The sequence below is a fragment of the Neorhizobium sp. T25_13 genome, from assembly GCF_002968675.1.
GTDB lineage: Bacteria > Pseudomonadota > Alphaproteobacteria > Rhizobiales > Rhizobiaceae > Neorhizobium > Neorhizobium tomejilense.
Map to the genome: position 1 here is coordinate 85,469 of NZ_PVBI01000005.1, position 13,799 is coordinate 99,267.

Genomic DNA, 13,799 nt, shown 5'->3' on the forward strand with positions numbered 1-13,799 from the left:
TCCCGATCATCCCGTTCAGAGTGCCGAGGAATCACCCATGCAGGCCATCGTCCAAGACCTGAAGTCCACCGTCGCGAAAACCAATGCCACGGATATCCGCGCAGCCTTTGCAGCCGATTCCAGCCGTTTCGCCAAGTTCAGCGCCGTTTTCGACGATCTTCTGATGGACTATTCCAAGACGGCCGTGAACGACGAGATCATGGCACTGCTCGAAAAGCTGGCGGATGCCGGCGGTGTAGCGGCCAAGCGCGAGGAGATGTTCTCGGGCGTTGCGATCAACTTCACCGAAGGCCGCGCCGTGCTGCATACGGCACTGCGCAACCGCTCCAATACGCCTGTTCTGGTCGACGGCAAGGACGTGATGCCGGATGTCAACGGCGTGCTCGCCGCCATGGGCAAGTTCGCCGACGGCATCCGCTCGGGCGCGCTGAAGGGCGCAACGGGTAAAAAGATTACCGATATCGTCAATATCGGCATCGGCGGTTCCGATCTCGGCCCGGTCATGGTCACCCTGGCGCTCGCACCGTTCCACGACGGCCCGCGGGCGCATTTCGTCTCCAACGTCGATGGCGCCCATATCGCCGACACGCTGAAGCTGCTCGATGCGGAAACGACGCTGCTCATCGTCGCTTCCAAGACTTTCACGACCATCGAGACGATGACCAATGCGGCCTCGGCGCGCGCCTTCATCGCCGACAAGCTCGGGGAAGCAGCCGTCGGGCATCACTTCTGCGCCGTCTCCACCGCGCTCGACAAGGTCGCCGCCTTCGGCATCGACAGCGACCGCATCTTCGGGTTCTGGGACTGGGTCGGCGGGCGTTATTCTATCTGGTCGGCGATCGGCCTGCCGCTGATGATCGCCGTCGGGCGTGAGAATTTTGGCAAGTTCCTGGACGGCGCTCATGCGATGGACACCCATTTCCGCACCGCGCCGGTGCGCCAGAACCTGCCGATGCTGCTCGGCCTGCTCGGCTTCTATCACCGCAACGTTCTCGGATATCCGTCGCGCGCCATCCTGCCCTATGACCAACGGCTGTTGCGCTTCCCGGCCTATCTGCAGCAGCTCGACATGGAATCGAACGGCAAGGGCGTGACGATCGACGGCACCCCGGTCGAGGGCAATTCCGGCCCGGTGGTCTGGGGCGAACCCGGCACCAACGGCCAGCACGCCTTCTACCAGCTTATCCATCAGGGTACGACCGTCATCCCGGCCGAATTCATGATCGCCGCCAACAGTTTCGAGCCGCATCTGCGCCACCAGCACGAGCTGCTGATCGCCAACGTCCTGGCGCAGTCGGAAGCGCTGATGAAGGGCCGTACGGCTGCTGAGGCCAAGGCTCAGCTCACCTCGAAGGGGATGGACGACAAACAGGCCGATTTCATCGCGCCGCATCGCGTCTTCACCGGCAACCGCCCCTCGATCACCTTCGTCCACGACAAGCTGACACCGTTTGCGCTCGGCCGGCTGATCGCGCTCTACGAACATCGGGTGTTCGTCGAAGGCGTGCTGTTCCGCATCAACTCGTTCGACCAGTGGGGCGTCGAGCTCGGCAAGGAACTGGCGACCGGCCTGCTGCCCGTCGTGGAAGGTAAGGAAAGTGCTGCCGGCCACGACGCCTCGACGCAGGGGCTGGTGAAGGCCTTGCTCGCTGCCCGGAAATGATGCCTCGACCCTCCTTGGGGGCCGAGATATTTCCTTTGCGCAGAGAGAGGGTTTCATGGAAGGCAAAGAACCCAGCCGTACGGCCCGCGCAGTCGCAGGCCATCGCGCCGCCCACCAGATTGCCGATCATGGCTCCGTTTTCAGGGACCCTTATGCTCGGGTGATCCTGGACGAAGAGGCGTTGGCGGAAGCCGACGCACGAGCACTCAATCCGTCCGAGCGGACGTTCCGGCTGTTCGTTGCAGCGCGCAGCCGTTTCGCGGATGATTGTCTCGCCGCAGAAGTCGAACGCGGTCTGAGACAAGTCGTCGTGCTCGGCGCCGGGCTTGATACGCTCGGGCTGCGCAACCCCTATCGCGATCTGGGCCTCGCGGTCTTCGAGGTCGACTATCCTGCCACCCAGTCCTGGAAACGGGAGCGGTTGGCTGCCGCGGGCTTTGCTGCCGACCTCGTCTTCGTGCCGGTCGATTTCGAGCGCGAGGATCTTGGCGAACGGCTGGCGGCGGAGGGCTTTCGCCTCGACCAGCCTGCTCTTTATATCTGGCTCGGCGTCGTGCCCTATCTGGAGCGCCACACCGTTTTCTCGTTGCTGCGTTTCGTGGCGAGTGGCGCCGGAACGGGCATCGTCTTCGACTATTCCGAGCCGCTCGAAAACTATTCGCCGGAACGGCGTGCCCGCGCAGAGGCCATGAAGGCGAAGGTCGCAGCGACCGGAGAACCCTGGATCACTTTGCTCGATCCGGACGAGCTTGCGACCGCACTGACGACGATAGGCTTCCAATATATCGAGGATCTCGGCCCTGCAGGCATGGCGGCACGTTATTTCGGCGCCGCACCGCAATCGGGCAAGGGTGATGCAGGTCCGCACATCCTGTTTGCACGCCAGACACCGCCGGCCTGAACCGACGGCAGTTCCGGGATCAAAGACTTAGAGGCCGATCTCATGGGCGAAAGGCGGATTGGCACCGGCTCGCGATACGGTGACGGCAGCGGCCTTTGCGCCCAGAGCCAGAGCCTTGCTCACGGCGTCCTCGGCCAGGCCCGCGACCTTTTCCTTGGTCAGCAGGTCCTGCATCTTCAGCGAGGCCAGAATGCCCGCATCGAACGTATCGCCGGCGCCGACGGTGTCGACCACCGTGACGCGCTCGCTCGGTACAGAAACCTTGAAGTCTTTGGTATAGCCGGTCGCCCCATCCGCTCCGCGAGTGAGGACCACCAGCTTGGCGCCCTGGTCCAGCCAGTACGCAGCCAGCGTGTCATGGTCGCCCTGCATGCCGAACCAGTCGAGGTCTTCATCGGAAAACTTGATGATGTCGGACATGGCGGCCATCCGGCGGACGCGGTCCATGTGTTTTGGTTTGTCCTTGATGAAGCCCGGGCGGATATTCGGATCGAAGGAGATCACCCGCTTCTGGTGCTCACGGGCCATCAGCGCCTCGTAGGTCGCGCCGCAGGGTTCGGGTATCAGGCTGATCGCGCCGAAATGCATGGCCTCGCAGTCATCGCCGAGCGCCGGCAGGTCGGCCTCGGTGATCATCCGGCCGGCGGTGCCTTCGTCGTAGAAAGCATAGGTCGCCTGGCCGTTGACGAGTTTCACGAAGGCAATCGTGGTCGGGCGGGAAGAAACAGCCGCAAGGCTGTAGTCCACGCCGCTCTTTGCCAGCGTGTCCCGCAGGACGTCACCCATCAGATCATCGGAAATGCCGGTGAAAAACGCGGTCGGTTGCCCGAGCCGGCCAAGCGCAATCGCGGTGTTGAAGATCGCACCGCCGGCGTAAGGCGCAAAGCCTTTTTCACCGAGTGTGGTGTCACGCGGAAGCATATCGATCAGGACTTCGCCGCAGCACAAAATCATAAAAATCCTCCCGCGCGCTTTCTCAGCAGTTTTTCAATCGATTAAGCGAGCTTTTGCCAAAAGGCCAGAGCAAAAATTCAGAGCGCGATCTCGCTGACGCCGCCATTGCGTCCCGACCAGGCCAGCGGCGCGTCGAGAAAGGCCTCGACTTCCGAGAGCGTGTTGTCATCGAAAAGCTTGCCTTCCCTGGCTGCCGCCAGGACGTTACGCCAGGTGGCGATGTGATGAAGCTTCACCTGGCCGTTCGAGAAACGCTCGTAGGCCTCCGGAAAGATATCGTAGAAGAAGAGCGCGATGCCGTGATCGACGGTAGCGCCGGCGGCCCGGATCGCATCGATGAACTTGAACATGCTGCCGCCGGCAGTCGTCAGGTCCTCGATGACCAGCACGCGCGCGCCCTCTGGCAGATGGCCCTCGATCTGCGCATTGCGCCCGTGGCCCTTCGGCGCCTTGCGGACATAGATCATCGGCAGGCCCAAGCGCTCGGCGAGGAAAGCCGCGAAGGGAATACCTGCGGTCTCGCCGCCGGCAATGCAGTCGAATTTCTCGAAACCGGCGTCGCGCATGACGGTCGCGGCCGCGAAATCCATGATCGCCGAGCGGATGCGCGGATAGGAAATCAGCTTGCGGCAGTCGATATAGACCGGGCTCATCAGGCCGGAGGCAAATTTATAGGGCTTGTCGGCGCTGAAATGGACCGCTCCGATCTCCCAGAGCATCTTCGCCATCAGTTCGGCCATTACGCCGCGGTCCGGAAATGTGGTTTGAATCATGCGCCCGCTCCTTTTGTCAAAACCACGCGCCGCAATAGCAGCATGCGGCAGAGTATGCCAGACGATGCGAAAAATAAGGAGGGAGTCAGGCGGTGGTACGCGTTTCGTTCAAGTCCACCGGGCGGAGATAACCCGCGACATGCACGCGGTCGCGGCCGGCCCGCTTTGCTTCGTAGAGCGCGTTATCGGCCAGGCCCAGCACGGTTTCGAAAGGCTGGCCGGTCGGGGCACCGACCGCGACACCGGCGCTGACCGTGCACTTGAGCACCGCGTCGCCGATGATGATCTCGCGAGCGGCGAAACGGCGGGAGATGTCATTGGCGATCCGCTCGGCCCGTCCGGGAAGGGCGTTGACGAGGATCATCACGAACTCCTCGCCGCCAAGCCGAGCCACGGTGTTGCGAATTTTAGTGCCGCTTCTGAGATCGTCGGCGAAAAGCCTCAGCACTTCGTCGCCGGCGGCATGGCCGTGCTGGTCGTTGATGGCCTTGAACCGATCGATATCGAAAACGACGACGGCAGTCGACGGACCGAGAGTGCGATGGCCATACTGCTCGAAGAGAGCGCGGCGGTTGAGAAGCCCCGTCAGCGCATCGGTGATCGCCTCGTGGCGGTGGTGGGCTGCCATGCGCCACTGATGCAGCGCCAGCGACAGTGCACCGATGCCGGTCATGCCGGCGATGCAGACAGCGATATTGAGGTTTTCGGCCCAGTTGTCGGGTGCATGGCCCAGCACCCATTGTTGCCCGTCGATCAGGACGACAGCACATAGGGCGAAAGACACCGCGGTGGCGGCGTAGAGCACCGCCATTCCGATGAGCGGTCCCGGCGCCTCCCGGCGTGCACACCAGTATTGCCTGGCGGTTTCGAGGAGCAGCCCGGCCGTGGCAAGGTTCATGACGACGAAACCTAGGCCGTCGAGGCCGGCGATCATCAACGGCAGGCCGAAAGTCACGGAAGCGGCAGTAATGGCACCGGCCATGACCCAGGGCCGCGTCCCGCTGCGGAACTGCACCGATGCCGCATAGATCGTGCCGAACCCCGCCATCAGGAACGTATAGGCGATCGAGGCACCCATGACGTCGGCCTCGACGGTATAGGAACTATAGGCGAAAATGCCCGAAACCGTGAGGCAGAGCGCGATGACGAGGGTGAGAAGGAAGGAATCTGTGCGACGCGAATACCATGTGCCGAACAGCGTCACCATCAGGCACGCCGCTGAGACGCCCAGCGCGAGCAGAAGAGATTGGTAGTCGAGCATCATGCCTAGCTTTCTCTTCGGGTACATCCCCGCCGGAAAATCTTGGGCGCCAAGCTAAGCCCGGATTCTATCCAAAAGGTTACCGGATCGATCCAAGCTCCATCAATCTGCGATCATTAGAATTTACTAATCAATCACTTGCCAATGAAGCGGGAACATCGGATCGAAGACCGTGATCGGTCCGGCGCCGCTGTCGCGCTTGGCTGGAAACTTCACCGGCTCGTCACGCTTTTCAAGCGTGATCGTTTCTTGGTTCGGCTTCAGCCCATACCAGGCAGGGCCGTTCAGCGAGGTGAAAGCCTCCAGCTTGTCGAGTGCATTGTCGTCCTCGAACACATGCGCAAGGCAGCTCATGGTGTTGACCGACGTATAGATGCCGGCGCAACCGCAGCCGCATTCCTTTAGCGGATCGACATGGGGTGCGGAATCGGTGCCAAGGAAGAAGCGCGCATCACCGGATGTCGCCGCAGCCCTGAGCGCCAAGCGATGGTTCTCGCGCTTGGCGACCGGCAGGCAGTAATAATGGGGGCGGATGCCGCCGACCAGGATGGCGTTGCGATTGATGATCAGGTGGTGGGTAGTGATCGAGCCGGCGAGATTACCCTTCGACGACTTGATGTAGTCGATGCCGTCGGCGGTCGTCACGTGCTCCATCGTGATTTTCAGTTCCGGCAGGCGCTGGCGCAGCGGATCGAGCACCGTTTCGATGAAGACGGCTTCGCGATCGAAGATGTCCACTTCCGGGGTGGTCACCTCGCCATGCACGCAGAGCGGCAGGCCGATCTTCGCCATGCGCTCCAGAACCGGCATCGCCTTGTTGAAATCGCGCACGCCGCCGTGGGAATTGGTCGTGGCCCCGGCGGGATAAAGCTTCACGGCCGAGATCAGGCCGCTCCTCTTGCCCTCTTCCACGTCATCCGGATCGGTATTCTCCGTCAGGTAGAGCGTCATCAGCGGTTCGAAGCGATCGCCAGCCGGAAGGGCGGCGAGAATGCGCTCGCGATAAGCCTTGGCATCCGAGGTCGTTACCACCGGCGGCACCAGGTTGGGCATGATGATTGCGCGTGCGAAATGCCGGCTCGTATCGCCGATCACCGCTTGCAGGACGTCGCCGTCGCGAAGGTGCAGGTGCCAGTCGTCAGGGCGGCGGAGCGTGAGCGTTTTCATGGGAGAACTTCCGGACGTGGTCGATCAGTCCGCCATAACATCAATGGTTCGGACAAAACAATCCGATCATGCGAGGAACCTGCAATCCAGCAGGCGAGATCCAGGTTACTTCTCACGCGAATGTGCGAGATGCAAAGGCTTCTCGCGCACGAAACCTGAAAGGCACGCGGAACCGGTGCCTGCTTCCGGCGTTCGTTAAGCAATCTGAATGATCAGTTAAATCGGAGCGCAAGATGAAATCCCGCCTCTCGAAAGTCAACAGGGGTTTTGCAATTGCCACAGGTACCGCCGTCGCGCTCTGCGCCCTGACGGTTTCACTGGGCGCCGAGGAACGCGCCAAACTGCAGCTCACCTCTGCGGTGCAGACGGAATGTGACCGCCTCGCCGGCAGCCCCTACGATCAGCAGCGCAACGGAAAGTTTGCGCCTGTCGGCATTTCGGATATCGACGGCACCGCGGTAAACGCCTGCCGCATGGCCTATGACGCGACCGGGAACCCGCGTTTCGCCTACCAGCTCGGCCGGGCTCTCAACAAGACCCAGCAGGCCGACCAGGCGATGAACGCCTACGATGTTGCAGTCCAAGCGGGATATGCCGCCGCCAAGGTGAATTTCGGCATGCTGATGGGCCGGCTCGGCGACGAACGGTCGGAGTTCCAGCTCTATACCGAGGCCGCCAATGGCGGCAACGTGCTCGCCGCCTACAATCTCGGCGTCGCCTATCGCGATGGCCTCGGCACCCAGCCGGATGTCAAGCGGGCGCTCACGTGGTTCGAAAAGGCGGCGGCGGAAGGCGACGACACGGCTGCCTTCAATATCGGCGCGATCTATGACGAAGGCCAACTCGTGGAGCAGGACGACCAGACGGCGATCGCCTGGTACGACCTTGCGGCTCAGCGCGGCAACACCGATGCGATGATCAATCTCGGGCTGATGTACGAGGCTGGCGAAGGCATCGAAGCCAATGCCCTCAAGGCTGCCGAAATGTACGGCAAGGCTGCCGAGAAAGGCGATGTCTTCGGCGCTTATAAATTCATGCAGATGCAGGAACTGGGCATTGTCCCGGGTCCGAGCGACCCCGCGACGACCGAAGGTGTCAATTCGCTGGTGCTGAAGCCGGGCGACATGGAGCAGTCGGCCGGCAACGGCAAGAAAATCTGAAACTCAGACTTCCCCAGCGGATGGCCCCCACACGTCGGTCATCGCAAATCCGTCCGACAGCGGATCGAACGGATCAAGGGCAATCTGATGCAGACCGAAAGTGAAACCACGGCCGGTGATCGTCGGAACGATCGCCGGCTTTCCTGCGACCTCCGTTTCGGACGCCAGTCCCACCTCGAACTCAGAACCGATGATCGAGCGCGACTTGAAGACGTCCCCCACCTTGACCTTGCCGCGCGCATGAAGCGCTGCCAGATTGGCGGAATTGCCGGTGCCGCAGGGTGAACGGTCCGCCCTCCCCGGCCACATCGTCGTGCAGGTCCGTACCGTGCCGTCGGCTTCCGTGTCACGGAACATCACATAGGCGACGCCGGAGATCGCGGGGATTTCGGGGTGGACGACTTCGATCTGCCTGTTGATGAGGTCCTTCAGCACCATGCCGGCCTGGACGAGGGCTGCCGCATTGCCCTTCTCGATGGTCAGGCCGATCTGGCCGACATCCACCAGTCCGTAAAAGATCCCGCCATAACAAAGGTCGAGCTTGATCTCGCCCCATGACGGGGTCTGAACCCTGACATCAAGCTGATGCACGAAAGACGGCACCATGGTGAGCTTCACCTTTTCGCAACGTCCATCGCGGCAGGTGGCGGTCGCGCGCACGAGGCCGGCCGCGGTTTCCAGAATAACGACGGTTTCAGGCTCCTGCATTTCGACGATGCCGGATTCCAGAAGCGCTGTTGTCACGCAGATCGAGTTCGAACCCGAACTCGCATGCGCCTGGTCCGGCTGCAGGATGATGAAAGCGGCGTCCGCATCGGGGTGCTTCGGCGGCAGCAGCAGGTTGACCGAGCCGATCGGCGCTCCGCGCGGCTCGAGGCAGAGGAAGCGGCGAAGCTCGTTGCCCTTCGGATCGGTGTTCAGCCAGTGAAGCTGGGCGGCAACCGTCTCCCCCGGAATCTTCGGCACGCCGCCGATCGCGACCTTGCCGATCTCACCCTCGCAATGAACGTCCAGCAGCTGGATCGTGCGCTTCCATCTCATCTCGAATACTCCGATCAGACGTGACGGGTGGCGCCGCCATCGACGCGGATGTTCTGGCCGGTGATGTAGCCGGCGCCATCCGACAAGAGGAAAGAGGCCGTCTTTGCGATTTCTCCTACCTGACCGACACGCTTCATCGGTACCTTTTCCGCCGTCCCAGGCTTGTGATCGAGACTGTCGATGAACCCCGGCAGGATGCAGTTCATGCGGATATTGTCGGCCGCATAGCGATCCGAGTAGAGCTTTGTGAAGGCACCCGCAGCTGCGCGGTAGGTGCACGAAACCGGGAAGACGAGCGAGGGCTCGTAGGCGGCGAAGGTGGTGATGTTGACGAAGGCGCCCTTGCCCTGTTTCAGCATGACCGGCGTCACCAGGCGCGCCATGCGCACCAGCGACAGGATCATCATGTCCGAGCCGAGCGTCCAGTCCTCGTCGCTGATGTCGAGCAGGTCGCCCTTCGGCGGATGGCCGGTGTGGTTGACCACGGCGTCGATGCGGCCGTAGGTCTTCATGGTGAGGTCGAAAATCGCTTCGATGTCCTCGGCCTTTTCCGCGACACCCCGCGAGGCGACGCCACCGAGTTCGGCTGCCAGCTTCTCGCAGCTTTCCGAGGGTGACATCAGCGCGAGCTTGTAACCCTCGGCGTGCAGTTCGCGGGCGATCGCCTCACCCATACCACGCCCGCCGCCGGTAATCAGCGCGACCTTTTCCGTCTCAGCCATCGGAATCTCCTTGGGTCTTTATCCGCCTCGAGAAGGCTTCCCCGAACAGATATATCAGCCTCGCCGGTTTGCCTACCGTCTTCAGCGAAGCCAGAGATAACCGAGGTTGAGCTGCATTCTGCCGTCGCCGTAATAATAGGGTAGCGAGAGAGATTTGGCAGGCGATGCGGTTAATCCGAGCGCAGCGACGGAGGAAAGATCGATCGGCGGCGAGCCCGCCGCACGCCCGCCATCGGCCCAGATCGCCAGAACCGGCCCCTTCATGTCATCTGGAGCCGGGAAGCCGGCGATCGGCTGCTCGGAATTGACGACCGGCACATCGGGAAACTGTAGCCGCATGTTGCCGGCAAGATGCATGCCGGCTGCAACGATCACCGCCGGCCGGCCTTCCGCTTTCAGCGCTTCCGTGACGGAGGCGAGCGGATAGTTGATCCGGGTATAGGCGCCGGTGAGCCCACCCGTGAAAGTCTTGCCCGCCAGCGGGACCGATGTCACAGCCATGATGACGATGAAGACGGGGACGAGGCGCTTGAGATGGAGCGTGGTATCGATGCCCGCTCGTTCCAGCTTCAGCAGGAGATAGAGTGGCAGAGGCAGCAGATAGGGATCCAGCCAGCGCTCGGTGATCTTGGTCGTGCCCGTGAAAAGGATCACCAATACGACACCCAGCAGGCCCACTGCCATCATTAGGCCCAGCAGGCGCGTCCAGCGGTCGCCGGCGGACAGCGATCGCCTGAAGTCCTTTTTGAGGGCTATCGCGAAGATGGCGACCGTCAGTGCGCCGAACGCGATGCAGGCAAGCACCAGCGAACCAAGTGCGCGTACAATACGAACAATGCCATGCGGTGCGTTCACTTCAACCATCTTGCCGATCGTGCCTGATGTCGCGAGATCGAGATTGCCGCGAAGCCAGAGGGCGTGCGGGAGGACGATTATCAGACCGACGATCGCGGTCAGCAGGATGCGCGGATCAAGAAGACGGGCACGCCATTCCCTGTCGCAGAATACGGCAATGAGGGCGGAGGCAGGCAGCAGCCCGAAATTGTATTTCGAGATCATGCCGATGCCGATCGCGACCCCGACGATCAGGTAGCCCTGCCAATCCGCCCGGACAAGGGTTCGGAAGAGCCCGTAGAGGAACAGCGATGTCGCCATCAGCACCGCGACGGTGTGCGTCAGATCCTGCTGCGGCATGTAGGAAAGCTGCGGCAGGGTGAGCAGGCTCAGCATCGCCATCGCCGCAAAGGCGGGTCGGGCGTCGATCTCTCGCGCCGCCATGCCAAAGAATAGGTAGCACAACAGCAGCATCAGGAATTTCGGCAAGGTCAGCGAAAAGAGCGAGATGCCGATCACGCTGACAAAGGCATTCTGAACCCAGTTGTAGAAAGGCGGCTGCGGGCCGTAGCCGGCAAGCCAGTATTGTGAAAACAGCGCCTGCTCGGCCTCGTCCAGCGTCAGCGCGTTGGGCAGCATCAGTCGGACAGCAATGCTCAGCAGGAAATAAGCGCCCAGAAAAAGCGCCGCGGGCCAAAGGCCGCCAGCCAGAAACCCTGTCAGCCGGCCGGGTTTGATCAACTCTTCGGAACGCACCGCGCCCACGCTCTCGCGATTCATTTTCGCCTTATAAGAAAGTTATCGTACGAAGCGGATGGCACAGCCTGCGACGCGGATCAATAGAAACCGCGCGCCCGCCGTTTGATAACTTGCGCCAAATTGAACGCGTGTGGATTTCCTGCCAATCCCCTTACAGATCAAAAACCGAGAGCGCTGAGGCTTGGATGATCGTCCGGCCTGCGTCCGAGCGGCCAATGGAAACGCCGCTCCGCCTCGCGGATGGGCGCGTCGTTGATGGAGGCGAGCCGTCGGCGCATCAGGCCATGTTCGTCAAACTCCCAATTCTCGTTGCCGTAGGAGCGGAACCAGTTGCCGCCGTCGTCGTGCCACTCATAGGCAAAGCGGACCGCGATGCGGTTCTCCTGGAAACTCCACAGCTCCTTGACGAGACGGTAGTCCAGCTCGCGCTGCCATTTGCGGGTGAGGAAGCCGACGATCGCCTCGCGCCCCTCGACGAATTCGGCCCGGTTGCGCCAGTAGCTATCGACCGTGTAGGCGAGCGCCACGCGCGCCGGATCTCGGCTGTTCCAGCCATCCTCCGCAAGGCGGACTTTCTCGACCGCCGTTTCCGGCGTGAACGGCGGCAGGGGTGGACGTTGATTGCTCATTGGGTATCTCCATGGATGGCAAGGCGGGCGCGCAATTCAGCGTTTTCGGATTCGAGCTCGGCTAGTCGGTCCCGAAGGGGGCGGACCGCCCCGCCGACTTGTTCCTCGGTGAAGCGGGGAGTGATATGTTGCGGACAGTTCCAGTCGAAGCTCTCGAGCCGCAGCCGGAAAATCCGTTCGAGCTTCGCCCGATAGTCCGGATCGATGACAAGCGCAGCCAGGGCAGGATCCGCATCAAGCGCCACCTCCTCCACATGCACATAGATCTTCAGCCGGGCACGACGGGCGTAATCCATCAGGAAGAGGCATGCCCTGTCGTTCGCCGCGACATTGCCGGTGCTGATATACTGGCGATTGCCGCGATAATCCGCGAAGGCCAATGTCCGGTCGTCGATTACCTTCAGGAAGCCGCGCGGGCCGCCGCGGTGCTGGACATAGGGCCAACCCGTCTCCGAGACCGTCGCCATGTAGAAGCTGTCCCGGTCGGCGATGAAGGCCGCTTCATTTTCTGTCAGGCGATCGAAGTCACGATCACCAGCGAAATTCTGCCAGATGTGATCGGCACCCATAGCCTTCTGTGCGGCCCGAACGCTCGGTGTGATGGCGATGTCCAGAAAGCCATAGGACATGAAGGAGCTCCTTCCCGGCAGAGCCGCTATCGGCACCGCTGAAGAGGATGCATAGCCTTTTCCATAATCCAGCATAATATAGTATCGCTGGAACTCATCTTGTCAAAAAATGGAAAGATGGATGGATCGCTTCGAAGCCATGTCGATGCTGCTGGAGGTCGTGGACAAGGGTAGCCTGTCTGCCGCGGGTCGGGCGCTCCGGGTGCCCGTACCGACGCTCAGCCGGAAAATCTCGGAGCTCGAGGCGTCGCTCGGCACGCGTCTGCTGATCCGCACGACCCGCAAACTCACCCTGACCGATGTCGGCGCCACCTATGTAGCGGCGGCGCGACGCATTCTCGAACAGGTCGAGGATGCGGAACGGGAGGCCGCCGGTGAGTTCACAACGCCAAAGGGTGAATTGGTCATCACAGCGCCGATCATGTTCGGCCGGCTCCATGTCCTGCCCATCGTCATCGATTTCCTGGCCCTGTTTCCCGAGATCAACATCCGCTTGCAGCTGGCGGACCGCAACGTTCACCTCGTCGACGATCATGTCGATATGGCAGTCCGGATCGGCCAGCTGCCGGACAGCACGATGGTTGCGACGCGGGTCGGATCGATGCGGATGGTGACCTGCGCCAGCCCGGCCCTGCTTGCGGTTCATGGTGTTCCGCAGATACCGGAGGATCTTCGAAGAATGCCGTGGGTGACGTTCGAAGGGCCGGCTCCATCCTCAATTCGGCAAATGCTGCCGCCAGGATCGAGTGCGACCGCGGCCGCATCGCGCCTTTCCGTCTCGACCGCCGAGGCCGCTGCGGAGGCCGCGATAAGCAATGTCGGTGTCACGCGGCTGCTCCACTACCAGGCGGCGGAAGCAATCAAAGCCGGAGCGCTCCGGATCATCCTGGAATCCTTCGAGCCGGAGCCCGCCCCCGTCCATCTCGTTCACGCCGCGCGTGGCCAGATGCCGCTCAAGATGCGCAGCTTTCTGGATGTTGCCGCACCGAGGCTGCGGCAGGCGCTCGGCAGGATCAGCTCCGCTGGCTGAGAGGTTCCGTGACTGCAACCGAAAGCAGCTAAACACGGTCACCAATTCAACATTTCGAGGAAGATTGTCCTTCAGGACACGCTAGACGATGGAGAGTGACGCCAGTGGCGTCGTCTAGGAAAAAATGGCGCACCCGAAGAGATTCGAACTCCTGACCCCCAGATTCGTAGTCTGGTGCTCTATCCAGCTGAGCTACGGGTGCGTCTGCAAGCAGTGCGTCACCGCTTGCGTGGCGATCCTCTAAAACGTCCGCATTCCGATTGCAAGCGATTTTAC

The 13,799-nt window shown here is 61.8% G+C and carries 13 protein-coding genes and 1 tRNA gene; 4 read left to right on the forward strand and 10 right to left on the reverse strand.

Annotated elements, in window-relative coordinates; all coding sequences use genetic code 11:
* Window positions 1-37: 37 nt before the first annotated feature.
* A complete protein-coding gene (pgi, locus tag C5J22_RS13135; protein WP_105438583.1) occupies window positions 38-1,663 on the forward strand; it encodes a glucose-6-phosphate isomerase in 1,626 nt (541 codons plus the stop codon).
* Window positions 1,664-1,718: 55 nt separating this feature from the next.
* Window positions 1,719-2,564: a class I SAM-dependent methyltransferase gene (locus C5J22_RS13140; RefSeq protein WP_105438584.1), complete on the forward strand. Its 846-nt coding sequence runs from the start codon at window positions 1,719-1,721 to the stop codon at window positions 2,562-2,564.
* A 27-nt stretch (window positions 2,565-2,591) separates the two neighbouring features.
* Here the strand turns inward: C5J22_RS13140 and C5J22_RS13145 are convergent, their stop codons facing one another.
* The 4 genes from C5J22_RS13145 to pyrC all read right to left on the reverse strand — a co-directional run bounded on the left by C5J22_RS13145 (window position 2,592) and on the right by pyrC (window position 6,719).
* On the reverse strand, window positions 2,592-3,518 hold the full coding sequence (locus tag C5J22_RS13145; RefSeq protein WP_105438585.1) for a carbohydrate kinase: 927 nt from the start codon (window positions 3,516-3,518) through the stop codon (window positions 2,592-2,594).
* A gap of 77 nt (window positions 3,519-3,595) precedes the next feature.
* Entirely contained in the window at window positions 3,596-4,291 is a 696-nt protein-coding gene (locus C5J22_RS13150) for an orotate phosphoribosyltransferase (RefSeq protein ID WP_046664837.1), read from the reverse strand.
* An 85-nt stretch (window positions 4,292-4,376) separates the two neighbouring features.
* Complete coding sequence (locus tag C5J22_RS13155; RefSeq protein ID WP_105438586.1) at window positions 4,377-5,555, reverse strand: GGDEF domain-containing protein; 1,179 nt, start codon at window positions 5,553-5,555, stop codon at window positions 4,377-4,379.
* 123 nt (window positions 5,556-5,678) lie between these two features.
* Entirely contained in the window at window positions 5,679-6,719 is a 1,041-nt protein-coding gene (gene pyrC / locus C5J22_RS13160; RefSeq protein ID WP_105438587.1) for a dihydroorotase, read from the reverse strand.
* Window positions 6,720-6,952: 233 nt separating this feature from the next.
* On the opposite strand from pyrC, the gene C5J22_RS13165 reads away from it, so the two are divergent.
* Window positions 6,953-7,879, forward strand: a complete 927-nt coding sequence (locus C5J22_RS13165) for a tetratricopeptide repeat protein (protein WP_105438588.1) — start codon at window positions 6,953-6,955, stop codon at window positions 7,877-7,879.
* A gap of 3 nt (window positions 7,880-7,882) precedes the next feature.
* Here the strand turns inward: C5J22_RS13165 and C5J22_RS13170 are convergent, their stop codons facing one another.
* From C5J22_RS13170 to C5J22_RS13190, 5 genes are all read right to left on the reverse strand, one after another.
* Entirely contained in the window at window positions 7,883-8,920 is a 1,038-nt protein-coding gene (locus C5J22_RS13170) for a 4-hydroxyproline epimerase (RefSeq protein WP_105438589.1), read from the reverse strand.
* A 14-nt stretch (window positions 8,921-8,934) separates the two neighbouring features.
* A complete protein-coding gene (locus tag C5J22_RS13175) occupies window positions 8,935-9,642 on the reverse strand; it encodes an SDR family oxidoreductase (RefSeq protein WP_105438590.1) in 708 nt (235 codons plus the stop codon).
* A gap of 81 nt (window positions 9,643-9,723) precedes the next feature.
* Window positions 9,724-11,256, reverse strand: coding sequence for a glycosyltransferase family 39 protein (locus tag C5J22_RS13180; RefSeq protein ID WP_245440370.1), 1,533 nt, complete (start codon window positions 11,254-11,256; stop codon window positions 9,724-9,726).
* A 137-nt stretch (window positions 11,257-11,393) separates the two neighbouring features.
* Complete coding sequence (locus tag C5J22_RS13185) at window positions 11,394-11,864, reverse strand: nuclear transport factor 2 family protein (RefSeq protein ID WP_105438591.1); 471 nt, start codon at window positions 11,862-11,864, stop codon at window positions 11,394-11,396.
* The gene (locus tag C5J22_RS13190) at window positions 11,861-12,493 is read right to left on the reverse strand and encodes a pyridoxamine 5'-phosphate oxidase family protein (RefSeq protein ID WP_105438592.1); all 633 of its coding nucleotides are present in this window, start codon (window positions 12,491-12,493) and stop codon (window positions 11,861-11,863) included. The genes C5J22_RS13185 and C5J22_RS13190 overlap by 4 nt, the downstream gene beginning before the upstream one ends.
* A 121-nt stretch (window positions 12,494-12,614) precedes the next feature.
* On the opposite strand from C5J22_RS13190, the gene C5J22_RS13195 reads away from it, so the two are divergent.
* On the forward strand, window positions 12,615-13,523 hold the full coding sequence (locus C5J22_RS13195) for a LysR family transcriptional regulator (protein ID WP_105438593.1): 909 nt from the start codon (window positions 12,615-12,617) through the stop codon (window positions 13,521-13,523).
* Between the two features lie 125 nt (window positions 13,524-13,648).
* Here C5J22_RS13195 and C5J22_RS13200 read toward each other — a convergent pair.
* A tRNA-Arg gene (locus tag C5J22_RS13200) sits at window positions 13,649-13,725 on the reverse strand.
* Between the last annotated feature and the right edge of the window lie 74 nt (window positions 13,726-13,799).